The organism is Pseudomonas serbica (genome assembly GCF_028823535.1).
GTDB lineage: Bacteria > Pseudomonadota > Gammaproteobacteria > Pseudomonadales > Pseudomonadaceae > Aquipseudomonas > Aquipseudomonas serbica.
The window spans coordinates 28715-54490 of record NZ_JAQIYM010000022.1 but is presented as its reverse complement, the minus strand read 5'-3'; the positions used below and the strand labels follow the sequence as shown (position 1 = coordinate 54490).

At 59.7% G+C, this 25776-nt stretch carries 27 protein-coding genes; 15 read left to right on the top strand and 12 right to left on the bottom strand.

What is annotated here, in order from left to right:
* Nucleotides 1–39: 39 nt before the first annotated feature.
* Nucleotides 40–690 carry a hypothetical protein gene (locus NQL71_RS27770; protein WP_046818686.1) on the bottom strand — a complete coding sequence of 217 codons (651 nt, stop codon included), beginning with the start codon at nucleotides 688–690 and terminating at the stop codon, nucleotides 40–42.
* A gap of 370 nt (nucleotides 691–1060) precedes the next feature.
* On the opposite strand from NQL71_RS27770, the gene coxB reads away from it, so the two are divergent.
* The 4 genes from coxB to NQL71_RS27750 all read left to right on the top strand — a co-directional run bounded on the left by coxB (nucleotide 1061) and on the right by NQL71_RS27750 (nucleotide 5440).
* Nucleotides 1061–2188 (top strand): cytochrome c oxidase subunit II, encoded by a 1128-nt coding sequence (gene coxB / locus NQL71_RS27765; RefSeq protein ID WP_046818685.1) that lies wholly within the window; start codon nucleotides 1061–1063, stop codon nucleotides 2186–2188.
* Between the two features lie 82 nt (nucleotides 2189–2270).
* Complete coding sequence (ctaD, locus tag NQL71_RS27760; protein WP_046818684.1) at nucleotides 2271–3860, top strand: cytochrome c oxidase subunit I; 1590 nt, start codon at nucleotides 2271–2273, stop codon at nucleotides 3858–3860.
* Between the two features lie 114 nt (nucleotides 3861–3974).
* A complete protein-coding gene (locus NQL71_RS27755; protein WP_046818683.1) occupies nucleotides 3975–4526 on the top strand; it encodes a cytochrome c oxidase assembly protein in 552 nt (183 codons plus the stop codon).
* A 26-nt stretch (nucleotides 4527–4552) separates the two neighbouring features.
* Entirely contained in the window at nucleotides 4553–5440 is an 888-nt protein-coding gene (locus NQL71_RS27750; RefSeq protein ID WP_046818682.1) for a cytochrome c oxidase subunit 3, read from the top strand.
* Nucleotides 5441–5443: 3 nt separating this feature from the next.
* On the opposite strand, the gene NQL71_RS27745 is transcribed toward NQL71_RS27750, so the two are convergent.
* On the bottom strand, nucleotides 5444–5647 hold the full coding sequence (locus NQL71_RS27745; RefSeq protein WP_008064738.1) for a twin transmembrane helix small protein: 204 nt from the start codon (nucleotides 5645–5647) through the stop codon (nucleotides 5444–5446).
* A 70-nt stretch (nucleotides 5648–5717) separates the two neighbouring features.
* Here NQL71_RS27745 and NQL71_RS27740 point away from each other — a divergent pair, with 70 nt between their 5' ends.
* From NQL71_RS27740 to NQL71_RS27720, 5 genes are read left to right on the top strand one after another with little or no spacing between them, the layout of a single operon-like run.
* On the top strand, nucleotides 5718–6458 hold the full coding sequence (locus NQL71_RS27740) for an SURF1 family protein (RefSeq protein ID WP_274643671.1): 741 nt from the start codon (nucleotides 5718–5720) through the stop codon (nucleotides 6456–6458).
* Nucleotides 6424–7017 (top strand): PA_0111/PP_0108 family redox-active disulfide protein, encoded by a 594-nt coding sequence (locus NQL71_RS27735; RefSeq protein WP_046818680.1) that lies wholly within the window; start codon nucleotides 6424–6426, stop codon nucleotides 7015–7017. The genes NQL71_RS27740 and NQL71_RS27735 overlap by 35 nt, the downstream gene beginning before the upstream one ends.
* A 10-nt stretch (nucleotides 7018–7027) precedes the next feature.
* A complete protein-coding gene (locus NQL71_RS27730) occupies nucleotides 7028–8101 on the top strand; it encodes a COX15/CtaA family protein (protein WP_046818679.1) in 1074 nt (357 codons plus the stop codon).
* Complete coding sequence (gene cyoE / locus NQL71_RS27725) at nucleotides 8089–8988, top strand: heme o synthase (protein ID WP_046818678.1); 900 nt, start codon at nucleotides 8089–8091, stop codon at nucleotides 8986–8988. The genes NQL71_RS27730 and cyoE overlap by 13 nt, the downstream gene beginning before the upstream one ends.
* Nucleotides 8985–9620, top strand: a complete 636-nt coding sequence (locus NQL71_RS27720; RefSeq protein WP_077185121.1) for an SCO family protein — start codon at nucleotides 8985–8987, stop codon at nucleotides 9618–9620. Before cyoE ends, NQL71_RS27720 begins: the two co-directional genes overlap by 4 nt.
* A 150-nt stretch (nucleotides 9621–9770) precedes the next feature.
* Here NQL71_RS27720 and NQL71_RS27715 read toward each other — a convergent pair whose 3' ends face one another.
* The 3 genes from NQL71_RS27715 to NQL71_RS27705 form a co-directional block, all read right to left on the bottom strand.
* A complete protein-coding gene (locus NQL71_RS27715) occupies nucleotides 9771–10544 on the bottom strand; it encodes a MetQ/NlpA family ABC transporter substrate-binding protein (protein ID WP_046818676.1) in 774 nt (257 codons plus the stop codon).
* An 89-nt stretch (nucleotides 10545–10633) separates the two neighbouring features.
* Entirely contained in the window at nucleotides 10634–11308 is a 675-nt protein-coding gene (locus NQL71_RS27710; protein WP_008002212.1) for a methionine ABC transporter permease, read from the bottom strand.
* Nucleotides 11308–12315 carry a methionine ABC transporter ATP-binding protein gene (locus NQL71_RS27705; RefSeq protein WP_166620466.1) on the bottom strand — a complete coding sequence of 336 codons (1008 nt, stop codon included), beginning with the start codon at nucleotides 12313–12315 and terminating at the stop codon, nucleotides 11308–11310. The genes NQL71_RS27710 and NQL71_RS27705 overlap by 1 nt, the downstream gene beginning before the upstream one ends.
* 171 nt (nucleotides 12316–12486) lie before the next feature.
* Here NQL71_RS27705 and katE point away from each other — a divergent pair, with 171 nt between their 5' ends.
* The gene (gene katE / locus NQL71_RS27700) at nucleotides 12487–14664 is read left to right on the top strand and encodes a catalase HPII (RefSeq protein ID WP_166620476.1); all 2178 of its coding nucleotides are present in this window, start codon (nucleotides 12487–12489) and stop codon (nucleotides 14662–14664) included.
* A gap of 42 nt (nucleotides 14665–14706) precedes the next feature.
* Here katE and NQL71_RS27695 read toward each other — a convergent pair whose 3' ends face one another.
* The 4 genes from NQL71_RS27695 to zur are packed head-to-tail and all read right to left on the bottom strand — an operon-like array spanning nucleotide 14707 to nucleotide 17506.
* Nucleotides 14707–15420, bottom strand: a complete 714-nt coding sequence (locus tag NQL71_RS27695) for a PA5502 family lipoprotein (RefSeq protein WP_046818673.1) — start codon at nucleotides 15418–15420, stop codon at nucleotides 14707–14709.
* 37 nt (nucleotides 15421–15457) lie between these two features.
* The gene (gene znuB / locus NQL71_RS27690; RefSeq protein WP_046818672.1) at nucleotides 15458–16246 is read right to left on the bottom strand and encodes a zinc ABC transporter permease subunit ZnuB; all 789 of its coding nucleotides are present in this window, start codon (nucleotides 16244–16246) and stop codon (nucleotides 15458–15460) included.
* Nucleotides 16239–17024, bottom strand: a complete 786-nt coding sequence (znuC, locus tag NQL71_RS27685; RefSeq protein ID WP_046818671.1) for a zinc ABC transporter ATP-binding protein ZnuC — start codon at nucleotides 17022–17024, stop codon at nucleotides 16239–16241. The genes znuB and znuC overlap by 8 nt, the downstream gene beginning before the upstream one ends.
* Complete coding sequence (gene zur, locus NQL71_RS27680; protein WP_046818670.1) at nucleotides 17024–17506, bottom strand: zinc uptake transcriptional repressor Zur; 483 nt, start codon at nucleotides 17504–17506, stop codon at nucleotides 17024–17026. The genes znuC and zur overlap by 1 nt, the downstream gene beginning before the upstream one ends.
* A 66-nt stretch (nucleotides 17507–17572) precedes the next feature.
* Between zur and znuA the strand changes: the two genes are divergently transcribed.
* On the top strand, nucleotides 17573–18493 hold the full coding sequence (znuA, locus tag NQL71_RS27675; RefSeq protein WP_248686043.1) for a zinc ABC transporter substrate-binding protein ZnuA: 921 nt from the start codon (nucleotides 17573–17575) through the stop codon (nucleotides 18491–18493).
* Between the two features lie 117 nt (nucleotides 18494–18610).
* Here the strand turns inward: znuA and NQL71_RS27670 are convergent, their stop codons facing one another.
* Together NQL71_RS27670 and NQL71_RS27665 are read right to left on the bottom strand one after the other, a co-directional pair.
* Nucleotides 18611–19561 (bottom strand): homoserine kinase, encoded by a 951-nt coding sequence (locus tag NQL71_RS27670; RefSeq protein ID WP_046818668.1) that lies wholly within the window; start codon nucleotides 19559–19561, stop codon nucleotides 18611–18613.
* A 59-nt stretch (nucleotides 19562–19620) separates the two neighbouring features.
* Nucleotides 19621–19911, bottom strand: a complete 291-nt coding sequence (locus NQL71_RS27665) for a DUF2782 domain-containing protein (protein WP_046818667.1) — start codon at nucleotides 19909–19911, stop codon at nucleotides 19621–19623.
* 74 nt (nucleotides 19912–19985) lie between these two features.
* Here NQL71_RS27665 and polA point away from each other — a divergent pair, with 74 nt between their 5' ends.
* A complete protein-coding gene (gene polA, locus NQL71_RS27660) occupies nucleotides 19986–22793 on the top strand; it encodes a DNA polymerase I (RefSeq protein WP_077185117.1) in 2808 nt (935 codons plus the stop codon).
* Between the two features lie 336 nt (nucleotides 22794–23129).
* Here polA and yihA read toward each other — a convergent pair whose 3' ends face one another.
* A complete protein-coding gene (gene yihA / locus NQL71_RS27655; protein ID WP_046818665.1) occupies nucleotides 23130–23774 on the bottom strand; it encodes a ribosome biogenesis GTP-binding protein YihA/YsxC in 645 nt (214 codons plus the stop codon).
* Between the two features lie 191 nt (nucleotides 23775–23965).
* On the opposite strand from yihA, the gene NQL71_RS27650 reads away from it, so the two are divergent.
* The 3 genes from NQL71_RS27650 to NQL71_RS27640 all read left to right on the top strand — a co-directional run bounded on the left by NQL71_RS27650 (nucleotide 23966) and on the right by NQL71_RS27640 (nucleotide 25771).
* On the top strand, nucleotides 23966–24256 hold the full coding sequence (locus NQL71_RS27650) for a c-type cytochrome (protein ID WP_046818664.1): 291 nt from the start codon (nucleotides 23966–23968) through the stop codon (nucleotides 24254–24256).
* A 43-nt stretch (nucleotides 24257–24299) separates the two neighbouring features.
* The gene (locus NQL71_RS27645) at nucleotides 24300–24929 is read left to right on the top strand and encodes a c-type cytochrome (protein ID WP_046818663.1); all 630 of its coding nucleotides are present in this window, start codon (nucleotides 24300–24302) and stop codon (nucleotides 24927–24929) included.
* Between the two features lie 200 nt (nucleotides 24930–25129).
* Nucleotides 25130–25771: a thiol:disulfide interchange protein DsbA/DsbL gene (locus NQL71_RS27640; RefSeq protein ID WP_046818662.1), complete on the top strand. Its 642-nt coding sequence runs from the start codon at nucleotides 25130–25132 to the stop codon at nucleotides 25769–25771.
* Nucleotides 25772–25776 lie beyond the last annotated feature (5 nt).

The window sequence follows — 25776 nt, the reverse complement described above, 5'->3', positions numbered from 1 at the left end:
GTCTGGATCGCCAGCAAGCCGGCTCCTCCAGGGATGGAGTCAGGCGACGGTTTGATCCAGCTCCAGGCCCACGCCCAGGCGTCGGGACATGCAAGGCCAGCGCTTCCATGCAGCACCGGTATCCGGGCTGCTGAGTTTCTCACGGTAGGCTTCTACCGATTCCAGCGCAAAACTTTCGTCGTTGAGCATCTCGTCGATGGTGTGATGCACCGCTTCATCGAGCTGATTGGCAAATTCCTCACCGATCAATTGATGAGCAATCAGGTTGGCAACAGTCATGTCCAAGGGGATCAGTGGCTGGCCAAGATGCTTGATGTACAGGTCGTTGACCTCTTCGACAAACCGGTGCGCCAGATACGCTTCGTCCAGCAAGCTGTCGAGCCCGACATGCCCGGCCATGATCGCTGGCGGCTGGAGGAAGTACTGTTCGGCAATCTTCAGTACCGGTTTGACCTGCGATTCGATACCCGCTTCCCTGGCGACTTCATTGGCTGCATCCAGCAGGTCCGGCACTTCTTCAATGTAGGCGGCGACAAAACGCGTCAGCACGCCATTGGCGTCCGCTTCCGGCAACTGGATCGCCGGGTGTAAATGAGGCAGCTTGGTTGCCAGCTGACGCGTCAGCAAGCCAGTCTCGGCTTCGTGTTGTTGGGCTTTTTGGATCTGCTCGCGCAATGCGGCGGTGTTCATGAAAACTCCAGGAAACAAGGCAATGAAATAGGGAAGACATAACTTAGCTGGCATACGAAAAATGCTAAGACGCATTTGTCATAATTATTTCATCCTTGAGACGGCATGGTTATATCCATTGGCCACCACTCGTCTGCATCCTTCTCCATTCGTGCCCTGCAACGCAAGTTAATGCTGTTTCAGTTCATTTACGCCAGCACATTGCGAGGTGGGAGTCGCTGTCTATACTCGGGTTGGAATGGAGTTAGCTGATGACGCCCGACTGCAACTGCAGCAAGGCCCGGCGATTCAAGTTCGTAGTCTGATGCAGCCGCTCCCTTGCCGCAGGTGAAAGCCGGCGGGATAACAAGAACGATAAGGGGAACCCGCAATGATGCGACATCCACATGTCTGGATGGGCCTCCTGTTGTGGTCGATTTTCAGTCAGGCACAAGCTGCCTGGACTGTGAATATGGCGCCTGGAGCGACTGAAATCAGTCACGCTGTGTTTGACCTGCACATGACCATTTTCTGGATCTGTGTAGTGATCGGCCTCATCGTCTTTGGCGCCATGTTCTGGTCGATGATCCTGCACCGGCGTTCTACCGGGCAGGTAGCGGCAAAATTTCATGAAAGCACCACCGTCGAGATCCTCTGGACGATCGTGCCCTTCCTGATTCTGGTGGCCATGGCGATTCCGGCGACCGCCACCCTGATCAAGATGTACGACGCCAGTGAGCCGGAAATCGATATCCAGGTCACCGGCTATCAGTGGAAATGGCACTACAAGTACCTGGGCCAGGACGTCGAGTTCTTCAGCAACCTGGCCACTCCCGCCGATCAGATCCACAACAAGGAAGCCAAGAGCGAGCACTACCTGCTTGAGGTCGACAAGCCCCTGGTGCTTCCAATCGGCGCCAAAGTGCGCTTCCTGGTGACTTCCGCCGACGTGATCCACTCCTGGTGGGTGCCGGCCTTCGCGGTCAAGCGCGATGCGATCCCGGGGTTCGTCAACGAAGCCTGGACCCGCATCGACAAGCCCGGCATTTACCGTGGCCAATGCGCCGAACTGTGCGGCAAGGACCACGGGTTCATGCCGATCGTGGTTGAGGTCAAGGAAAAGGCCGACTACGAAAAATGGCTGGGTGAACGCAAGGCCGAAGCCGCGCAACTCAAGGAGCTGACCAGCAAGGAATGGACCCTCGACGAGCTCATAGAGCGCGGCGACAAGATCTATCACACCTCGTGCGTAGCCTGTCACCAGGCCGAAGGCCAAGGTTTGCCGCCGATGTTCCCGGCGCTCAAAGGCTCGAAAATCGCTACCGGACCGAAAGAAGGCCACCTGAGCATTGTCTTCCATGGCAAGCCTGGCACCGCCATGGCGGCGTTCGGCAAGCAACTGTCGGAAGTCGATATCGCAGCGGTCGTGACCTATGAACGTAACGCCTGGGGCAACAACAAGGGCGACATGGTCACCCCCAAAGAAGTGCTGGAACTGAAACAGGCGGAAAGCAAATGACCCGGTCTATTGCTCATCCAAGGAACCGGTTGGGGCATCGCGCCCCGGCCTGCCCAGCCCATCTGTTTGCAGGAGACAGGCCATGAGCGCCGTTATCGATGACCACGGTCACGCCACCGACCATGCCCACGGCCCCGCCAAAGGCCTCATGCGTTGGGTGCTGACCACCAACCACAAGGACATCGGTACGCTGTACCTGTGGTTTGCGTTTTCCATGTTCCTGCTCGGCGGCTCGTTCGCGATGGTGATTCGCGCCGAACTGTTCCAGCCAGGGTTGCAGATCGTCCAGCCGGAATTCTTCAACCAGATGACCACCATGCACGGCCTGGTGATGGTCTTCGGTGCGGTGATGCCGGCCTTTGTCGGCCTTGCCAACTGGATGGTGCCGCTGATGATCGGCGCACCCGACATGGCGCTGCCGCGGATGAACAACTTCAGCTTCTGGCTATTGCCGGCCGCGTTCATCCTGTTGGTTTCGACCCTGTTCACCCCGGGAGGCGGACCCAACTTTGGCTGGACGTTCTACGCGCCACTGTCGACGACCTACGCGCCGGAAAGCGTGACGTTCTTCATCTTCGCCATCCACTTGATGGGGATCAGTTCGATCATGGGTGCGATCAACGTGATTGCCACCATTCTCAATCTGCGCGCCCCCGGCATGACGCTGATGAAAATGCCATTGTTCGTCTGGACCTGGTTGATCACCGCGTTCCTGCTGATCGCGGTGATGCCGGTACTGGCCGGTTGCGTGACGATGATGCTGATGGACATCCACTTCGGCACCAGCTTCTTCAGTGCCGCCGGTGGCGGTGACCCAGTGCTGTTCCAGCATGTGTTCTGGTTCTTCGGCCACCCCGAGGTGTACATCATGATCCTGCCGGCCTTCGGGGCCGTCAGCTCGATCATCCCGACCTTCTCGCGCAAGCCGCTGTTCGGCTACACCTCGATGGTCTACGCCACGGCGAGCATCGCGTTCCTGTCGTTCATCGTCTGGGCGCACCACATGTTCGTGGTCGGCATTCCACTGGTGGGCGAGCTGTTCTTCATGTACGCCACGTTGCTCATCGCGGTGCCCACCGGGGTCAAGGTGTTCAACTGGGCCAGTACCATGTGGCAAGGCTCGCTGACCTTCGAGACGCCCATGCTGTTTGCCGTGGCGTTCGTGATCCTGTTCTCCATCGGCGGTTTTTCCGGATTGATGCTCGCCATCGCCCCGGCGGATTTCCAGTATCAGGACACCTACTTCGTGGTCGCGCACTTCCACTATGTACTGGTGCCCGGCGCCATCTTCGGGATCTTCGCCTCGGCTTACTACTGGATGCCGAAATGGACCGGCCACATGTACGACGAAACCCTCGGCAAGCTGCATTTCTGGCTGTCGTTCATCGGCATGAACATGGCGTTCTTCCCGATGCACTTCGTGGGGCTGGCGGGCATGCCGCGGCGGATCCCGGACTACAACCTGCAGTTCGCCGATTTCAATATGGTGTCGTCGATCGGTGCGTTCATGTTCGGCGCCACGCAGATTTTCTTCCTGTTCATTGTGATCAAGACCATTCGTGGCGGGGAGCCAGCACCGGCCAAACCGTGGGATGGGGCCGAGGGCCTGGAGTGGAGCATTCCGTCACCGGCGCCGTATCACACGTTCACCACGCCGCCGGAAGTGAAATGAACACGCCTCTTGTAGGAGCCGGCTTGCTGGCGAATGTCGCGACTTGGTATGTCAGACACACCGCTTTCGCTGGCAAGCCAGCTCCTACAGGGATATGCGTAGAGGTTGGAAGCCATGGCTGATTCGATTTCGATGAAAAAGCTGGTCACGCGCCTGCTGCTGGTGGTGGTGGCGATGTTTGTCTTCGGTTTTGCCCTGGTGCCTATCTATGACGTGATGTGCCAGGCGTTCGGCATCAATGGCAAGACCGCAGGCCAATACGAGGGCTCGCAAACGGTCGACACTTCGCGGCAAGTACGCGTGCAGTTTCTGTCGACTAACTCCGCCGACATGTCCTGGGATTTCTATCCCAAGCAGGATGAATTGACAGCCAATCCCGGGGCTGTAAACGAGATGATCTTCATCGCGCACAACCCCACCGATCGCCCGATGAGCGCCCAGGCAGTGCCGAGCATCGCGCCCAGCGCGGCGGCGGCGTACTTCCACAAGACCGAATGTTTCTGCTTTACCCAGCAAGTGCTGCAGCCCGGTCAACAGATCGAGATGCCGGTACGTTTCATCGTTGACCGTGACATGCCCAAGGATGTGAAGCATTTGACGCTGTCCTACACGCTGTTCGATATCACCGCCCGACATCCACCGGTCGCAGTAAATACTGGCGGTTGAGCGTGCCCGATAAGGAGAACAATAAAATGGCAACTCATGAACACTATTACGTTCCCGCCCAGAGCAAATGGCCGATCATCGCCACGGTCGGGATGTTCGTCACCGTATTAGGCCTGGCCACCTGGTTCAATGACCTGAAGGCTGCGCGGCCGGAATCCCATGGCCCGTTGATCTTTTTCATTGGCAGCCTGCTGCTGGCCTATATGTTGTTCGGCTGGTTCGGCACGGTGATCAAGGAAAGCCGCGGCGGCTTGTACAGCGCGCAGATGGACCGCTCGTTCCGCTGGGGCATGAGCTGGTTCATCTTCTCGGAAGTAATGTTCTTCATCGCCTTCTTCGGCGCACTGTTTTACGTACGCCACGTTTCCGGCCCGGCACTGGGCGGTGAAGGCGCCAAAGGCATCGCCCATATGTTGTGGCCAAACTTCCAGTTCACCTGGCCGCTGCTCAACAACCCGGATTCCAAACTCTTTCCGCCGCCCAAGGAAGTCATCAGCCCCTGGGGCCTGCCGCTGCTCAATACCGTGTTGCTGGTGAGTTCCAGCGTGACTGTGACAATCGCCCACCATGCCTTGAAAAAGGGTCATCGCGGCGCGCTGAAAATCTGGTTGGCGATCACCGTGCTGTTGGGCTGTGCATTCCTCGGGTTTCAGGCCGAAGAGTACATGCACGCGTACCAAGAACTGGGCCTGACCCTGGGTTCAGGCATCTACGGCGCCACATTCTTCATGCTCACCGGGTTCCACGGCGCCCACGTGACGATCGGCACCATCATCCTGTTCGTGATGTTGATGCGGATCATGCGTGGACACTTCGACAATGAGCACCAGTTCGGCTTCGAGGCCGCTAGCTGGTACTGGCACTTCGTGGATGTGGTGTGGATCGGGTTGTTCGTTTTCGTCTATGTGCTCTAACCCCTACCAGGGGGCATGGGAAACCAGCTGACCGCTGAAAAAGCCCCAGGCAATCAAGCCGACGGTGATGGCGGCCAGCGCGACACGAACACTCAAGGCAATGACGAGGCGGTTCGAGCTGCTGTCGTCCTTGACCAGAAAGAACAGGCCGCTGAACAGGCTGACAACCGTGGCAATCAGCATCAGGACGATAGCTGCTTTGAGCATGGTGGGACTCCGGGGGACAAGCGATGCACTTGAGTATAGCTATCGCGACGACCGACTTTCTGGCGAAGCCATGAAGCGCTTTCGGCCGGGCATCATTCCGACATTGGTGGTTGCGCTACTGTTGCCGCTGCTGGTGTCGCTCGGATTTTGGCAATTGAGCCGAGGCGCGGAGAAAAGCGCGCTGCTGCAAAGCTACTCCGAGCGCCGGGCCGCAGAACCGATGGCCAGCGCCGAGCTGCTACACACACCAGATCCGGCCTTCCGCCGGGTTCACCTGCACGGTCGGTTCGACGCCGGCCACAGCCTGTTGCTGGACAACCGCCAGCGCGATGGCAAGGTCGGCGTCGAATTGTTGCAACCCTTTCAGGATCAAGCCACTGGGCTGTGGCTGCTGGTCAATCGTGGCTGGCTGCCATGGCCGGACCGGCGTACCCCGCCGCAATTCGACACCCCCGCCCAGGCCCTGAGTCTCGACGCCTGGGTCTACGTTCCCCCCGGTGCCACCTTCCAGTTGCACGCCGACCCGAGCACTACGGTCTGGCCCCAACTGGTGACCGCGGTTGAGCCAGCCAGGCTCTGGACAGCCCTCGAGCGTGATGGCTTTGCTTACGAAATACGCGCCGAAATGGGTCCTTCTACCTATCAGGCCGATTGGCCGGTGGTGGCCATGGGGCCGGAAAAACACATCGCTTATGCCGTGCAGTGGTTCGCCATGTCGATCGCCCTGTTCGGTCTCTACCTCTACCTCGGCTGGCACAACGCAAAGGAGAAACACCATGGGAGCGGCCATGAATCCACCCAGCATGTCTGAGGCCAAAACGCCGGCGAGTCGGCGCAAGGGTCGCCTGCAACTGCTGCTGATTCTGCTCGGGGTGATCGGTCCGATGATCCTCGCCACCGGCATGTACAAACTGCAGTTCTGGGTGCCGGAAGGCCGCAGTTATCACGGTGAGCTGATCGGCAACGGCCAGACCCGCGCCGACCTGGGCGTGCAGGCTGACGAGCAACGCTGGCAGCTGCTGGTGACCGCGCCCAAGGCATGTGCCGTGGACTGTCAGCAACTGGTGTATCTGGCGCGGCAGGTGCAGATCGGCCTGGGTCGCGATGCCGGGCGAGCCAGCCATGCCATTGCCGTGACACAACCGCTGAGCAGCGATTATGACGCCAAGCTGACCCGCGAATACCCGCAGTTGCAACGCTACCCGCTGGACCTCTCCACCTTCACCAAGACCCATGGCGACAAGACCGCACCGCAACTGTGGATCATCGACCCCCACGGCAACCTGGTATTGCGCTATGACCCGTCGGTGAAGGGCAAAGACTTGCTGAACGACCTGCGTCACCTGTTGAAACTGTCGAACATCGGATAAGGGCATCGTCATGGCCAAGCCTGGATTTCGCCTCGCGCTGTTTGCCACCTTGTTGGCACTGATTGTGGTGCTGCTCGGCGCCTACACCCGCCTGACCCACGCAGGCCTGGGCTGCCCGGACTGGCCCGGCTGCTACGGCTTTATCAGCGTTCCGAAAAGCGAGGCGCAACTGGCCCATGCCGAATTGCATTTTCCGGACACGCCTGTCGAAGCCCATAAAGGCTGGAACGAAATGATCCACCGCTACTTCGCCGGCACACTGGGGCTGCTGATCTCGGTGTTGGCCGGTCGGGCCTGGGTCCATCGCCGGCATCCAGGGCAACCGGTGAAGCTGCCGTTGTTCCTGCTGACAGTGGTGTTCGCCCAGGCGGCGTTCGGCATGTGGACGGTGACACTCAAGCTCTGGCCACAAGTGGTCACCGGGCATCTGCTGGGCGGCTTTGCGACCTTGAGCCTGCTGTTTCTGCTGACCTTGCGCCTGTCCGGAGTATTACCCGCACTCACGGTACCGCGACGCCTGCAGTACTGGGCGACTGCCGGATTGTTGCTGGTGATCGGGCAAATTGCCCTCGGCGGCTGGGTGAGTTCCAACTACGCCGCTGTGGCCTGTATCGACTTCCCGACCTGCCACGGTCAATGGCTGCCGCCTGCCGACTTCGCCAACGGTTTTCACCTGACCCAACATATCGGTCCGAACTATCTCGGCGGGCAGCTCGACAGCGATGCCCGCACCGCGATTCACCTGACCCATCGCATCGGCGCGCTGCTGGTGACCCTGGTGTTGCTCGGTCTTGCCTGGCAACTGAAGGTCGTCGGCATGACGCGCCTGGCCGGCTTGGTGCTGATCGCCCTTGCCGCGCAAATCACCCTGGGCATCAGCAACGTGCTGTTTCATCTGCCGCTGCCGGTGGCTGTCGCCCACAATGCGGGTGGCGCGGCGTTGCTGCTGACGCTGGTGCTGGTCAATTACCACGCCCGGACCAGCCTGGTTCGGGTCAAGCAGCCAACTCGCTGGCGCTTCAGCCCGCGTAAACATTCAGCCGGGCCCATAACAATAAAAGGAGAGATGCCATGGCGATTCTGATCGGCGCGCGTCACAGCCAGGCGATCTGGCGTGACTACCTGGAGCTGACCAAACCCAAGGTGGTGGTGCTGATGCTCATCACCTCGCTGGCGGGAATGTTCCTCGCGACCCGCGCCGGGGTGCCATGGACCGTGCTGGTGTTCGGCAATCTGGGGATCGCGCTATGCGCTGGCGGGGCCGCAGCCGTCAACCATGTGGTGGACCGGCGCATCGATGCAGTCATGGCGCGCACCCACAAGCGGCCGCTCGCCGAAGGCCGGGTATCACCGGCCGCCGCGCTGACGTTTGCCTTGATGCTGGCGTTGCTGGGCCAGGCCTTGTTGCTGGCCTTCACCAATCCACTGACCGCGTGGCTGACACTGGCCTCCCTGCTCGGCTACGCGGTGGTCTACACCGGTTTTCTCAAACGAGCCACGCCACAGAACATCGTCATCGGTGGCCTGGCCGGGGCCGCACCCCCCCTGCTCGGCTGGACCGCCGCCACTGGCCACGTCACCGCCGAACCGCTGCTACTGGTGCTGATCATCTTCGCCTGGACCCCACCGCACTTCTGGGCGCTAGCCATCCATCGCAAGGAGGAATATGCCAAGGCCGATATCCCGATGCTGCCGGTGACCCATGGCGAGCACTACACCAAGATTCACATCCTGCTCTATACCTTCGCGCTGCTGGCCGTCAGCCTGATGCCCTATGTGATTCACATGAGCGGCCTGCTTTACCTGGTCTGCGCCCTCGGTCTTGGCGCCAGGTTCCTGCAATGGGCCGTGGTGCTGTACCGTGGCACTCGGCCGCACGCGGCGATCAACACCTTCAAGTACTCTATTTACTACTTGTTCCTGTTGTTCATCGCCCTGCTCGTTGACCACTACTTATTGTTGAACCTATGACTCGAACCCAGAAAACCGTCTTCATCCTTGTCGCCCTGATCGCGCTGGTCCTGGGCCTGACCATCAACAAAGTGCTGTCCGGCAAAAGCCAGGGCGACCCGACGGCACTGATCGACGCCGGGATCATCCTGCTGCCGCAAAGCCGCAACCTGCCGAGCGTGACGATGACCGACCAGGACGGCAAGCCGGTGGCGATCAATGAACTCAAAGGTAAATGGTCGCTGCTGTTCTTCGGCTACACCTTCTGCCCGGACATCTGCCCGACCACCCTCGCCCAACTGCGCCAGATCAAGAGTGAACTGCCGCCCGAAGCGGTGGACAAGTTGCAGATCGTGCTGGTCAGCGTCGATCCCAACCGCGATACGCCGAAACAGCTCAAGCAGTACCTGGGTTACTTCGATCCACAGTTCGTCGGCCTGACGCCGACCTCTATCGAAGACTTGCAGAAGGTGGCCAACGCCGTGAGCATTCCATTCATTCCGGCCGATACCAGCAAGCCGAATTACACCGTCGACCACAGTGGCAACCTGGCGGTCATCGGGCCGGACGGGACGCAGCGCGGGTTTATCCGGGCGCCGTTGAACAATGTGAAGCTGGTGGCGCAGTTGCCGGTGATGCTCAAGCGTCAGTGAACACATCACAAAACCTGTAGGAGCCCGGCTTGCCGGCGAAGGGGCCCGCGAGATCGCCATCGCCAGCAAGCCTGCTCCTACAGGGCTCCGTATTTCAGGCGAAAAAAAGGGGCGCATTCAATGCGCCCCTTTTTCGTTGCGTTCAGCCAATCAGAACGCCGGCACGACCGCGCCTTTGTACTTCTCGAGAATGAAGGCCTTCACTTCCGGACTGTGCAGGGCAGCTACCAGCTTCTTCATCGCTTCGCTGTCCTTGTCGTCCGGGCGGGCAACCAGGATGTTCACGTAAGGCGAGTCGCTGCCTTCGATGAACAGCGCGTCCTTGGAAGGATCGAGCTTGGCTTCCAACGCATAGTTGGTGTTGATCAGCGCGAGGTCAACCTGGGTCAGTACACGCGGGATGGTCGCGGCTTCCAGCTCACGGAACTTCAGGTTCTGCGGGTTCTCGGTAATGTCCTTGACCGTCGACAGGATGTTGTTTGAATCCTGCAGCTTGATCATATCGGCCTTGGCCAACAGCAGCAGCGCACGGCCGCCGTTGGTGGCATCGTTGGGGATCACCACGGTGGCGGTACTTGGCAGCTCTTTCAGGGACTTGTACTTGCTGGAGTAAACACCCAGTGGCTCAAGATGAACGCCGGCTACCGACACCAGGTGGGTGCCCTTGGCCTTGTTGAACTCATCCAGATACGGCTGGTGCTGGAAGAAGTTGGCGTCCAGGCGTTTTTCCGCGACCTGCACGTTCGGCTGGATGTAATCGGTGAAGACCTTGACCTTGAGGTCCACGCCTTGCTTGGCCAGTGCCGGTTTAACGAATTCAAGGATTTCCGCATGTGGAACCGGGGTCGCCGCGACAGTCAGGGTGTCGGCAGCGTGGGCGGAAAAGGCTGCAACGGCAGCGAACGCGACGAGTAGTTTTTTCATTCAGCTAACTCCATGTGGGTACCCGCTTGCGGCGCCCGTTTGGCGCCTGCCAGCGAATGACCGGCTCATTTGTCATTTACGAGAACTGTTTATTTCCGGGAAAAATGCACAACCAGCTTGTCGCCGACGGTTTGCAGGACCTGCACCAGCACCAGCAGCAGCACCACCGTGACCACCATCACGTCAGTCTGGAAGCGCTGGTAACCGAACCGGATCGCCAAGTCACCCAAGCCACCAGCACCGACCACACCGGCCATGGCCGTGTAGGAAACCAGTGTAATGGCTGTGACCGTAATTGCCGCGAAGATGCCGGGACGGGCTTCAGGCAGCAAGGCATTGGTGATGATCTGCCGCGTCGTCGCGCCCATGGCCTGGGTCGCTTCGATGATGCCGCGATCCACTTCACGCAACGCGGTTTCCACCAGGCGCGCAAAAAACGGCGTAGCGCCCACTACCAGCGGTGGGATTGCACCGGCGACGCCGAGGGAGGTACCCGTGATCAACACCGTGAACGGGATCATCACGATCAGCAGAATGATGAACGGCAGCGAACGCAGGATGTTCACCACCAGGGACAACATCGCATAGACGCCTTTGGCTTCCAGCAACTGACGGGGGCTGCAGAGGAACAACAGCACCCCCAGCGGCAGGCCCAGCAGCACGGTGAACAACAGCGAACCACCGAGCATCAGCAGGGTGTCGCCGGTGGCCAGCCAGATTTCAAACCAGTCGATATTGGCGAAGAAACTTGTCAGGGCTTCCATTAGCGCAGCACCTCCATGTGGACGTCGGCCGCGGTGAAGCGGGCGAAGGCCGCTTCCATGTCACCGCCGGTCACGGCCAGGGTCAGTTGCCCGTAAGGGATGTCCTTGATGCGGTCGATACGACCGGCCAGGATGCTGTAGTCCACACCGGTTTCCCGAGCGACGGTACCCAGAAGGGGCGCGTAGGTCGCTTCACCCTGGAAGGTCAGGCGCACAATGCGGCCAGGCACGTGAGCGAAGTCGTCACGTTGTTCGCTTTCGTCGATTTGCTCGTCTTCTTGCACGAAGCGCTTGGTCGTCGGGTGTTTAGGATGCAGAAACACCTCGGCCACCGTGCCTTGCTCGACGATCACCCCGGCGTCCATCACCCCGACCTGGTCGCAGACCCGGCGGATCACGTCCATTTCATGGGTGATCAGCACGATGGTCAACTTCAGCTCGCGATTGATCTCGGCCAGCAATTGCAGGACCGACGCCGTGGTTTGCGGGTCGAGGGCGCTGGTGGCTTCATCGCACAGGAGAATTTTCGGCTTGGTTGCCAGGGCGCGGGCAATGCCGACGCGTTGCTTCTGGCCGCCGGACAACTGCGCCGGGTACTTGTTGGCGTGGTCGGACAAACCGACCCGGGCCAGCAACTCGGCGACACGCTGATTGATCTCGGCGCGGGACATTTCACCCGCCAGCGTCAGTGGCAGGGCAACGTTGTCGGCCACGGTCTTGGATGCCAGCAAGTTGAAGTGCTGGAAAATCATCCCGACCTGCTGACGGAAACGGCGCAAGCCGTTGGCGTCGAGCGCCGTGACCTCTTCGCCATCAACGATGATCTTGCCGCCGCTGGAGTTTTCCAGGCGATTGATCAGACGTAGCAGGGTACTTTTTCCCGCACCGGAATGGCCGATCAGGCCGAAGACCTGACCGTTCTCTATCGTCAGGCTGGTCGGATGCAGGGCGGGGATATCCTTACCGGCAACGCGGTAGGTTTTATGGACGTTTTGAAACTCGATCACGTAGCGAACCTTGTGGGGCGCGTTGGAAAAGGATCAGCGGTTAGCCGGGCGCGCATTTTAGCCTGTCCGTATAGCAGTTCTTAGCATTTATTTCGCATTCGACCAGTCATTTGGCAATAACGCGATCAAAGGTCAGATAAAAGGAACGCCGCAAAACACCATCAGTCACTAATAGGGCCACTCGAAAAAAAACCCGAGGAGACACGCCCGATGAGTACCAAGAAGCCTGCCGCCCCCAAGAGCGCACTGGCCGGGACCGATACCCTGGACCGCAGCAACACCAACACCAAACTCGATAGCCTGGAAAAATTCCGCTCCGACGCCACAGGCCAGGCCTTGCGTACCAATCAAGGCGTGAAGGTTGCAGACAATCAAAACACGCTGAAAGCCGGTGCCCGTGGGCCGTCGCTGCTGGAAGATTTCATCATGCGTGAAAAGATCACGCACTTTGACCATGAGCGTATCCCCGAGCGCATCGTGCATGCCCGCGGTACCGGCGCTCATGGCTTCTTCCAGTCCTACGAGAACCACTCCGTGCTGACCAAGGCCGGTTTTCTGCAGGATCCTGCGAAAAAAACCCCGGTATTCGTGCGTTTTTCCACAGTGCAGGGGCCCCGTGGGTCGGGCGATACCGTGCGGGACGTACGAGGCTTCGCCGTGAAGTTTTTCACCGATGAAGGCAACTTCGATCTGGTGGGCAACAACATGCCGGTGTTTTTCATCCAGGACGCCATCAAGTTTCCCGACTTCGTCCACGCGGTAAAACCCGAGCCTCACAACGAAATCCCTACGGGCGGCTCGGCACACGATACGTTCTGGGACTTTGTTTCGCTGCAACCCGAATCAGCCCACATGGTGATCTGGGCGATGTCCGACCGGGCCATCCCGAAAAGCCTGCGCAGCATGCAAGGCTTCGGCGTGCATACCTTCCGCCTGATCAACGCCGAAGGAAAGTCGCGCTTCGTCAAATTTCACTGGCGCCCTGCCGCCGGGACCTGCTCGCTGGTGTGGGATGAAGCGCAGAAACTGGCAGGCAAGGACACCGACTATCATCGCCGCGATCTCTGGGAAGCCATCGAGATGGGCGACTACCCGGAATGGGAACTCGGCGTACAGGTCATCGAGGAAGAAAACGAACACGCTTTCGATTTCGACATCCTCGACCCCACCAAGCTGATTCCAGAAGAGCTCGTACCCATTACGCCGCTGGGGAAAATGACGCTCAACCGCAACCCGGACAACTTCTTCGCTGAAACCGAGCAGGTGGCTTTCTGCCCGGGGCATATCGTGCCCGGGATCGACTTCTCCAACGATCCGTTGCTGCAAGGTCGGCTGTTTTCCTACACCGATACGCAGATCAGCCGACTCGGTGGGCCGAACTTTCACGAAATCCCGATCAATCGTCCGGTAGCACCGTTCCACAACGGCCAGCGTGATGCGTTGCATCGCACCACCATCGACAAGGGTCGCGCGTCCTACGAACCGAACTCGATCGACGGCGGCTGGCCGAAAGAGACGCCCGCCGCCGCCCAGGACGGCGGGTTCGAAAGTTATCAGGAGCGCATCGACGCCAACAAGATCCGTCAGCGCAGCGAGTCATTTGGCGACCACTTTTCCCAGGCCCGGCTGTTTTTCCACAGCATGAGCAAGCACGAACAGGAGCACATCATTTCCGCCTACAGCTTTGAGCTGGGCAAGGTCGAACGGGAGCATATCCGCGCGCGCGAGGTGAACGAGATCCTGGCCAACATCGATCTGGAACTGGCCAAGCGCGTGGCGCAAAACCTTGGCCTGCCAGCACCCAAAGCCGGAACGGTCGACGTACCGAAGATTTCTCTGGATCGTTCCCCAGCCCTGAGCCAGGCCAACTTGCTGCCGGGGGATATCAAGACCCGAAAAGTGGCGATTCTTGCGGCTAACGGCGTCGATGGCAATGCAATCGATGCGATGAAAAAGGCCCTGGAAGCTGAGGGTGCGCACGCCAAACTGCTTGGCCCCACCTCGGCGCCGGTCACGACCGCTGCCGGCAAGATGCTACCCGTGGATGCGTCCATGGAGGGCATGCCGTCCATTGCGTTCGATGCGGTGTTCGTTCCGGGGGGGGCTGCCTCGATCAAGGCGCTGAGCGGCGACGGCGTGGCGTTGCACTACCTGCTCGAAGCTTACAAACATTTGAAAGCGATCGCGCTGCATGGCGAGGCGAAGCAGCTACTGGATGTGTTGAAGCTGGAAGTTGATGCGGGTTTGATCGTGGGAGCGAACGGCCAATTGGCCAAGCCGTTCTTTGCGGCAATCGGGCAGCATCGGGTTTGGGACAGGGAGCCTAAGGCCAAGGCGATTCCGGCCTGAAAAGCAAAAGATCGCAGCGCCTACAGGGCTGCGATCTTTTTCTCAAGACTTGCGCGGGCTCAAAACCATCTGCGCCGGAACGCTGCGAATAATCTGCCGCTCCAGATTCAGCTCAAACTGCGGATCGAGCTTCTTCACCCGCTTGGTTAGCAAATTGGCCAGCCATGGGTAATCGTCGGTACGCGGCGCCTGAATGCTCACATCACACTGAAAGTTCACCACATCGGCGGCGATGGCGTCCAGTTGACGACGTAGCTTGGCCATATCGTTGATATTCAACGCAACCGTGGTGCTTTCAGCGGTCAGGTCGATGACCTTGGCTTTTGGTTGGGCTTCGGCAGCCTTGAGGGCCGCTTCGGCTTTTTCCAGTTCAGCCTTGCGGGCCTCGGCGATGGCACCATTGACCCCACCGGTCAGTGCTGGCGCCTTGGGCATCAGCACGCGGGCACGGCTCAGCGCGGTGGCGGCGGCGTTCACATCACCTTTTTGCAGCACGATCTGGCTACGCAACAGATAGGCTTCGGCGAGCTGACGCTGGTATTGCTCAAGGGATTGGTCGTTGGGCGACTCGGCCTGCAACGCCGCCAATTGACCCTCGGCCGTGGCCAGTTCGCTGCTGGCTAGGCTTTGTTCCAGCTGTGCAATGGCCGTGGCCCGCGCATCCGGGGCCTCGGGGGCTGGTGGCGTGCTTTGGCAAGCGCCCAGCAGCAAAGAAAATGCGACAAGGAGCAGATAACGGGAGGCGAACGACTTCATTCCTGCGACTCTCTATTTGCGCAAAAAACGAGCAAGTCTACACCCCTCGACGGGGCAGAACAAAACTCAGCAGAAACAGCGCGGCCGCCGCCACTACAATCGACGGGCCCGCCGGGGTGTCCTTGAACCAGGAAAGCGATAATCCGCCACACACGGCGAGTATGCCAAGCAGGCTCGCACCCAGTGCCATCTGCTCCGGTGAGCGGGCGTGACGTTGTGCCGCAGCCGCCGGAATGATCAACAACGAGGTGATCAGCAACACACCGACGATTTTCATCGCCACCGCAATGACCACGGCGATCAACAGCATCAGTGCCAGGCGCAAACCCGCCACCGGCAGCCCTTCGACCCTCGCCAGCTCCTCGTGCACGGTGATTGCCAGCAATGGCCGCCACAACGTCACCAGCAATGCCAGCACCGCTGCGCTACCCCCGAGGATCCAGGCCAGATCGGTCGGACTGATCGCCAGTAAGTCGCCGAACAGATAGGCCATCAGGTCGATCCGCACTTCGTGCATGAAGCTTAGTACCACCAAGCCTAAAGAGAGGGTGCTGGGTGCGAGAATTCCCAAAAGCGTGTCGGAGGCCAGCGGCTGGCGCTGTTGCAAGGTCACCAGCAACACCGCCAACAGTAAACAGCCGACCGTGACCGCAACTGTCGGGCTGACATCCAGCAGAAAACCCAGCGCCACGCCGAGCAATGCCGCGTGGGACAGGGTGTCGCCAAAATAGGCCATGCGCCGCCAGACCACGAAGGAGCCCAGGGGGCCCGCTACAACCGCCAGGGCCAGACCTGCAAGCAGGGCGTAGAGCAGAAAATCAGCCATGCTTGCAGCTATCTCCGTGAACATGGTTATGGCCCGAGGTGGGCGCCTTGACCACCGAGCCGTGCAAATCGTGGGCGTGGTCGTGATGGTGGTGATAAATCGCCAGGCTTTGGGCGTTTTTTCCGAATAGCTCGACGAATGCCGGATCACCACTGACCTGCTCGGGGTGGCCGGAGCAGCAGACATGGCGATTCAGGCAAACCACTTGGTCGGTAGTGCTCATCACCAGGTGCAGATCGTGGGAGACCATCAACACGCCGCAGCCGTGACGGTCTCGCAGGCGGGTGATCAGGCTATAGAGTTCGGCCTGACCCGCCACGTCGACCCCTTGTACCGGTTCGTCGAGCACCAGTAATTCCGGCTCGCGCAACAGGGCCCGGGCCAGCAGAACGCGTTGCATTTCTCCGCCGGAAACACTTTGCACGGGGCTATCGATCACCTGCTCGGCGCCGACTTCCTTGAGCGCGGCCAAGGCCATTGCACGGTCCACACCTGGCACCAGGCGCAAGAAACGCAGCACCGAGAGCGGCAGGGTCGGATCGACATGCAGCTTTTGCGGCATATAGCCCACCCGCAGTTTCGGTTTGCGCCAGACGCTGCCGCTGTCGGGTTTCAACAGGCCGAGCACGGCGCGCACCAGGGTGGTCTTGCCGGCGCCATTAGGGCCGATCAAGGTCACGATCTGCCCCGGCTCGACGCTCAACTCGATGTTATCCAGCACCGGTTGCCCGGCAAACGTGACGGCAACCTGCTCGAGACGGATCAGCGCGTTGCTCATCAAGCCCCCTGGCAGCCTGAACAGAGACCGATCACTTCAACGGTCTGACCTTCGACGACAAACCCGACGTCCTTGGCGCTGGCGATGATCGCGTCGCTGATGGACTTCTGTTCGAGTTCGATGGCAGCGTGGCATTCACGGCAGATCAGGAACTGCCCCTGGTGCGCGTGCGCCGGGTGATTACAGCCGATGAAGGCGTTGAGCGAGGAGATACGGTGCACCAGGCCGTTTTCCAGCAGGAAGTCCAGCGCGCGGTAGACCGTTGGCGGCGCAGCCCGGCGACCGTCCTGCTCACTGAGTACCGCGAGAATGTCGTACGCCCCCAGCGGTTTATGGCTTTGCCACACCAGTTCCAGCACCCGCCGACGCAACGCAGTCAGGCGCAAGCCCTGGCGTGCGCACAAGGCATCGGCCTCAGACAAAGCGCTGTGAACGCAATGAGAGTGGTCGTGGGGGCGACTTGCAATCGGTGTTTTAGGCATGAGCGGCGACGAATTTTGTGAGAGACGTTATTATATTACCCGTTCTCGCCTCCTCGAGTGGTCATCGTGTCCCGACTTTTTTCTATCTTTGTCGCATTTATCGCAAGTTTTCTACTGATCGGATCGGCGCAAGCCGAAGTCAGGGTCCTCACCAGCATCAAGCCGCTACAGCTGATCGCTGCTGCCGTGCAGGACGGCGTGGCGATTCCGGAGGTCTTGCTGCCACCCGGCGCCTCGCCGCATAACTATGCCCTGCGCCCTTCCGACGTACGGAAGGTGCAATCGGTGGATCTGCTGTACTGGATCGGGCCGGACATGGAAGGTTTCATGCCGCGGGTGCTCAACGGTCGTACATTGCCAAGCGTTGCCGTGCAGGACCTGCCTGGCCTGAAATTGCGACATTTCGCCGAAGACAACCATTCCCACGCTGAAGAAGCCGACGAACATGACCACGATCATCGCCCAGGCACTCTGGATGCGCATTTGTGGCTATCGCCGGCGAACGCCAGGGTAATCGCGGCGAAAATAGCTGCGGATCTGGGTGCAGCCGATCCCGCCAACGCGGCGCACTACCAGCGTAACCTCAAGGCCTTTGATGAGCGCCTGGATGCGTTGGATGCTCGCTTGAAGAAACGTCTGGCGGGTGTTGAAGGCAAACCTTACTTCGTGTTCCACGAAGCCTTCGACTACTTCGAAGACGCCTACGGCCTCAAGCACGCCGGGGTGTTCAGCGTCGCGGCTGAAGTACAACCCGGCGCCCAGCACGTCGCAGCGATGCGCGCGCGGTTGCAGGAAGTCGGCAAGACCTGCGTATTCAGCGAACCGCCGCTGCGTCCACGCCTGGCGGAAACCCTGGTGGCGGGCCTGCCGGTGAAACTGGCGGAGCTGGATGCGCTAGGCGGGTACACGCCGGCGACTGCCCAGGGGTATGAGCAGGTATTGGAAAAATTGGGCAATGATTTGGCGGGATGCCTGGAGTCGTTGTAATTCAAACATTGCGTCGCCCTATTCGCGAGCAGGCTCGCTCCCACAGGGGATCCTTGGTGAACACAAAATCTGTATTCACACCGGCCACCTGTGGGAGCGGGCTTGCCCGCGAAGCTTTTAGAGGGCGAAAGGCAACGGCGTGCTGACCTTCTGCCGCTGCGCCAACCGCAACTCGAACTCCATCGGATCGTGAATCAACACGTCCTGCCCGGCAAACGACTCCGCCGCGATCAAGCGTGACAACCAGAAGCGCACGCACGCCACCCGTAGCATGGTCGGCCACAGCTCGGCTTCGGTCGCGGTGAAAGGACGTAGCGCCGCATAAGCACCGAGCAACGCCCGCGCCCGTGCCCCGTCGATCAGGCCGTCATCGTCGGAGCACCAGTCGTTCAAGGCAATCGCCACGTCGTAGAGCATCGGCCCCGAACAGGCGTTATAGAAATCGATCAGCCCGGTCAGGTGCGTGCCTTCGAACATCGCGTTATCGCGGAACAGGTCAGCGTGGATGTTGGCGCGTGGCAACGCGAGGATTTTCTCTTTCTGCTCGGTGATTTCTTCCAGTGCCCGCTGCAGCAGATCTTTCTGCTGGGGTTTCAGGTGCGAGAGAAACTGCGTGCCTTCTTCCAGCATCCAGTCCAGGCCACGATCGGTCTTGCGCTTGATCATATTGGCTTGGGTTGCCAGGTGCAGGTGAGCCAGCAACTCGCCCACCTGGGCGCAATGCTGCGCGTTGGCCTGCTTGATGTGCTTGCCAGCCAGGCGCGGTTGCAACAGCGCAGGCTTGCCGGCCAGTTCGCGCAGGGCCACGCCGTCGGTGGTACGCAGGGCGTAAGGCACTGGCAGGTCGGCCTGGTGCAGCACGTCGAGCAATTCGATGAAGAACGGCATTTCCTGCACCGGGCCACGCTCGATCAGGGTCAGGACAAATTCGCCCTGCTCCAGGCTGATAAAGAAATTGGTGTTTTCGCTACCGGCGGCAATCCCCTGGAAATCAAGCAGGCGGCCGAGGCCATAAGGGGCGAGAAAAGCTTCCAGCTCAGGCCGAGCCAGGGGGGTAAACACAGACATGGTTAAAACTGCCAGTACGAGGCGCTGCTCTTGAGCCAACGCCGGTTGAAATTAAGAAACTACTTCCACTCGAAGATCTTCCACGACGGTATCAGCATATCCGGCTGATCCGAGCGGATGAAGTTTGCATCGGTCCCGTCTGCGCGCACCAGAAAATACGGCGGCGCGCCCTTAGGCGTGACCTTGATCGCATACAGGAAGCCGTTTTGGCGGTATTCCTGGATGACTTTGTCACCTTCCGTGCGGATCGTAACTTCCGGCTCGGGCGTGGGCGCATCGTCCGCCGCCATGACGGCCAACGGTGTGATTGCAAACAAGCCAGCCAGCAACAGGCGATTTAGTGTGCGCATGATAACCTTGTCCCTTTGTCGTCAACGGTCCCGCTATTCTAGCGCCGGACCCGCCGAAAAGGTTGATCCTGCTCATGAGCCAAGCCCCCCTCGTCCTGGTGGACGGTTCTTCTTACCTGTACCGCGCCTTTCACGCGCTGCCACCGCTGACCACGTCCAAAGGCCTGCCGACCGGCGCCGTAAAGGGCGTGTTGAACATGCTCAAGAGTCTGCGCAAGCAGTACCCGGACAGCCCCTTCGCCGTGGTGTTCGACGCCAAGGGTGGGACATTTCGCGATGACATGTACGCCGAATACAAGGCTAACCGTCCGAGCATGCCCGACGATATGCGCGTGCAGATCGAGCCCCTGCATCAAAGCGTGATCGCCCTGGGCTTCCCGCTGTTGTGCGTCGAAGGCGTCGAGGCCGATGACGTGATCGGCACGCTGGCCCGCAGCAGCGCGGCCGCCGATCGCCCAGTGATCATCTCCACCGGTGACAAGGACATGGCGCAACTGGTCGATGGCCACATTACCTTGGTCAATACCATGACCGGTAGCAGCATGGACGTAGAGGGCGTGAAGGAGAAATTCGGCGTCGCTCCCGAGCAGATCATCGACTATCTGGCACTCATGGGCGATTCGTCCGATAACATTCCGGGCGTTCCGGGCATAGGACCAAAGACCGCTTCCGGCCTGCTGGTGGGCGTAAATGGCGGCCTGACGGAACTCTACGCGCAGCTCGATATCGTCCCGACCCTGCCGATCCGCGGCGCCAAGACCCTGCCGGCCAAGCTCGAAGAGCACAAGGAGATGGCATTCCTCTCCTATCAACTGGCGACCATCAAGGTGGATGTACCGTTGGACATCGGTCTCGATGACCTGCGGATGGGTGAGCAAGATCCAGCCAAACTCTACGAGCTCTATACCTTGCTTGAGTTCAAGAGCTGGCTGAACGATCTTGATCGGGACGCCAAACGCCTTGAACTGAGCGGCGCTGCCCCCGAGCCTGAGCCGGCAGTCGATCTGTTCAGTGCCGCCGAGGCCGAAGCGCCAGCAGTAACGACCCAAGCCCAATACGAAACCATTCTCGACCAGGCACGGTTCGATGCCTGGCTGGGAAAACTCAACGACGCCAAACTGTTCGCCTTCGACACTGAAACCACCGGCATCGATGCGCAACAGGCTCAATTGGTCGGCCTGTCTTTCGCGGTGCAAGCCAACGAAGCGGCCTACATCCCGCTGACACACTCCTACATCGGCGTGCCGCAGCAACTGGATCGCGATACCGTCTTGCGCGCTCTCAAGCCGATCCTGGAAGACCCGGACAAACTCAAGATCGGCCAGCATGCCAAGTTTGACATGAACATCCTGGCCAACTGCGCCATCGGAGGCGATCAGGCCAACGGCATCACCGTGCGTGGCATTGCCTTCGACACCATGCTCGAATCCTATGTGCTCAACTCCACGGCTACCCGCCATGACATGGATAGCCTGGCGTTGAAGTACCTGGATCACACTACCGTGAGTTTCCAGGACATCGCCGGAAAAGGCGTGAAGCAGCTGACGTTCGATCAGATTGCCCTTGAACAGGCCGGGCCTTACGCCGCCGAGGACGCCGATATCACCCTGCGCCTGCATCAGGCGCTGTTCGAGAAACTCAACGCCATTCCGAGCCTGGCCAGCGTTCTGACCGACATCGAAATGCCCCTGGTACCGGTGCTCGCACGTATCGAACGCCAGGGCGCGTTCGTGGATGCTGCCCTGCTGGGTGTGCAGAGCATCGAACTGGGGGAAAAGATGGTGGCGCTGGAGCGCGAAGCCTTCGAGATTGCCGGTGAGGAATTCAACTTGGGTTCGCCCAAGCAACTCGGCGTCATCCTCTACGAGAAACTCGGCCTGCCCGTACTGAAGAAGACCGCCAAGGGCCAGCCTTCCACCGCCGAAGAGGTGCTGGCCAAACTGGCCGAGGACGACTACCGACTGCCTAAAGTGCTCATGGAATACCGTTCCATGAGCAAGCTCAAAAGCACCTACACCGACCGTCTGCCGGAACAGATCAACCCGCGCACCGGACGGATCCACACCTCGTACCACCAGGCAGTTGCCTCCACCGGGCGCCTGTCCTCCAGCGATCCGAACCTGCAGAACATCCCGGTGCGCACGGCTGAAGGGCGGCGCATCCGCCAAGCCTTCGTCGCCCCGGCCGGATACAAGCTGCTGGCCGCCGACTATTCGCAGATCGAACTGCGGATCATGGCGCACCTGTCCCGGGATGAAGGCCTGATGAATGCCTTCCGCCACAACCTGGACGTGCACACCGCAACCGCCGCCGAAGTATTCAAGGTCGAACTCACTGACGTCACCTCCGACCAGCGCCGCAGCGCCAAGGCGATCAACTTCGGCCTGATCTACGGCATGGGTGCGCAAAAGCTCGGCAAGGACATCGGCGTCGATACCAAGACGGCCAAGGCCTATATCGATACCTACTTCGCCCGTTACCCCGGCGTTCGTGAGTACATGGACCGCACCCGCGCCCAGGCCGCAGATCAAGGCTACGTGGAAACGTTCTTCGGGCGGCGGCTGTACCTGCCGGAGATCAATTCCAACAAGCCGCAAGAGCGTGCCGCAGCCGAACGCACGGCGATCAACGCGCCGATGCAAGGCACGGCGGCCGACATCATCAAGAAAGCCATGGTCGCGGTGGATAACTGGCTGAGCGCTTCCGGCCTCGACGCCAAAGTCATCCTGCAAGTGCACGATGAACTGGTGCTTGAGGTGCGTGAGGATCTGGTGGAACAGGTCAGCGAAGAAATCCGCCTGCACATGAGCGGCGCGGCGAAACTGGATGTGCCGTTGCTGGTCGAGGTCGGGGTGGGCAACAACTGGGATGAGGCTCACTAAGCCGAGAATTCTGCTGCGGCATGATGCCGCGGCAGACCGCGCAAAGACTGCTTAGTCCGAAAGGTGCTTGGGATTATTCCAAAGCTCGCGAAATAAAATTGAACTAATTGCGCTTCCAGCCACTCAGATTTACTGAATGGCTGGTGAAGCCCTTCGATGCTCCTATGTTGTGTTAAGTGTTGGCAGATATCTGGACCCCGCCCTAGCGGTCTAGAACTTGAACCCCGGAACTTCCCCCTCCCCATAGAAGTCCGGGGTTTTTTTTGCCTGTAGAAAACCGCCTGCTGCGGTCATGCCGCGCTGGCTTGACCGCACCTCAGACGATTTTTTACACACTTATCCGGTAACTTCTTCGGCGCCCTTGTCCGCCAGTTCCATCCAGCCTGCCAATACAGTGTAGGCGTCTTCCAGGCCCATGCGTTTGGGCGCCGAAAACAATTGGATCGTCACGGCATCGCCCCAACCCTTGCGGATTTCCGACTGCACCTTGAGCAGCGTGTTCTTGGCCGCACCGTAGGTCAGCTTGTCTGCCTTGGTCAGCAGGATGTGCATCGGCATGCCGGCGGCGACCGCCCAATCGAGCATCAGCAGGTCGAAGTCGGTCATCGGGTGACGGATGTCCATCATCAGGATCAAACCCTTCAAACTCTCGCGACCACCCAGGTAGGCCTCGAGGTGACGCTGCCAGTGTTGCTTGAGCGGGATCGGTACTTTTGCATAACCGTAGCCCGGCAGGTCGACCAGACGGCGTTCATCGTCTAGCTTGAAGAAGTTCAAGAGTTGCGTGCGCCCCGGCGTTTTCGAGGTGCGCGCCAGGCTGGCGTGCGTCAGGGTGTTCAGGGCGCTGGACTTGCCGGCGTTGGAACGACCGGCGAAGGCGACTTCAAAGCCCTCGTCATCCGGACATTGGTCGACTTTGGCGGCGCTGAGCATGAAGGTGGACTGTTGGCACAGACCGAGGATGGGATTCTTGAGTTGCATGGGATTTCCGATGTGGGCGGCGCCAGGAATGGGTGCGGCAAGCAGTGTCGCTTCCGTTTCAGTGACGCCAGTATATAATGCCGCAGATTTTGTGTGCGCTTTGTCCCGACGCAGGATGAAGTTCGCGAGAGCGACAGACCTTGATTGCGCATTAGAACGCAGATCGCTCTCAACCCTGAAAAGGTCGTTTTATGACGAAATGGCTGCTAGCTGCCGGAGTCTTGATACCGCTTTACAGCGCTCAGGCTACACAGGATCCGGAAGCAGTGTACAACCGTGTTTGTGGTGCCTGTCATTCCGGCCAACTACCCATGGCGCCCCGCAAGGGCGATCAGGAAGCTTGGACGCCGAGGTTGGCGAAAGGTATGGAGACGCTGGTGCAACACGTGACCCAGGGTTTCAAGGCGATGCCGCCGCGTGGTTTGTGCATGGACTGCAGTGCCGAGGATTACCAAGCCATCATCCAGTGGATGAGCGAGTAAACCCGGTCCATAACTTAACCCTTAGCCGTAGTTGGATTAGCTGATGAACAAATTGATCGTGAGTCTGCTGTTGACCGTGGGGATCTCCGGCATTGCCCATGCTGCAGGTGAGCCAGTCAAACCTGGTGACGCCGCCGCAGGCCAGGCAAAAGCCGCCGTATGTGGTGCCTGTCATGGCCCGGATGGCAACAGCATGGCGCCTAACTTTCCAAAACTGGCCGGCCAGGGTGAACGCTACCTGACCAAGCAATTGCACGACATCAAGTCGGGCAAGCGCACCGTTCTGGAAATGACTGGCCTGCTGACCAACCTGAGCGACCAGGATCTGGCGGACATCGCCGCCTACTTCGCCAGCCAAAAGGGCAGTGTCGGCGCCGCCGACCCGAAAGTCGTGGCTCGCGGTGAAGCACTGTTCCGCGGTGGCGACCTGGCCAAGGGCCTGCCAGCCTGCACCGGTTGCCACTCGCCAAACGGCGCGGGTAACGCAGCAGCAGGCTTCCCGCACCTGGGCGGCCAGCATGCTCAATACATCGGCAAGCAACTGACCGATTTCCGCAAGGAAGAAGGCGGCCGTACCAATGACGGCGATACCAAACCGATGCAAAGCATTGCCAAGAAGCTGAGCGACGAAGACATTGCCGCAGTGTCCAGCTACATCCAGGGCCTGCACTAAGACCGGCAAATCGGGCGTTGATCGGGGTCTGCATCTCCTGCAACGTTAACGCTCCATTAATCCGTCACAGCAAGTATGAAAAGGGTGGCCTTGGCCGCCCTTTTTTGTGGCCGCTGCCGTTACACTACAGAACTCGGGCCCGCCATGACCTGTCTTAATCCAGGTCCCGCGAGGCGATAAAATTTGTCCAGGAGTAAAGCATGCGTAATCTGATCATCAGCGCCGTTTTTGCCGCTGCCAGCCTGTTCGGCATGACTGCCCAAGCCGCTGAAGCCCCCGCTGCACCTTATGTCGAGCTGAGCAATCCGGTGCCGGTCGCCGTGCCTGGCAAGATCGAAGTGGTGGAGCTGTTCTGGTACGGTTGCCCGCACTGCTACGCCTTTGAACCGGTGATCAACCCATGGGTTGAAAAGCTGCCATCCGACGTTAATTTCGTGCGTATTCCTGCCATGTTTGGTGGCCCGTGGGACGCTCACGGTCAGATGTTCCTGACCCTCGAAGCCATGGGCGTCGAGCACAAGGTCCACGCTGCAGTGTTCGAAGCCATCCAGAAAGAACACAAGAAACTGACCGACAAGAACGACATGGCCGACTTCCTCGCCACCCAGGGCGTCGACAAGGACAAGTTCCTGGCTACCTTTGACTCTTTCGCCATCAAGGGCCAGATCAACAAAGCCAAAGAACTTGCGAAGAAATATGAAATCACCGGCGTACCCACCATGATCGTCAACGGCAAATATCGTTTTGACGTGGGCTCCGCCGGCGGTGCCGAACAAGCCCTGCAACTGGCCGATAAACTGGTCGACCAAGAGCGAGCGGCTAACAAGGCTGCCGCCAACTAAGCGAG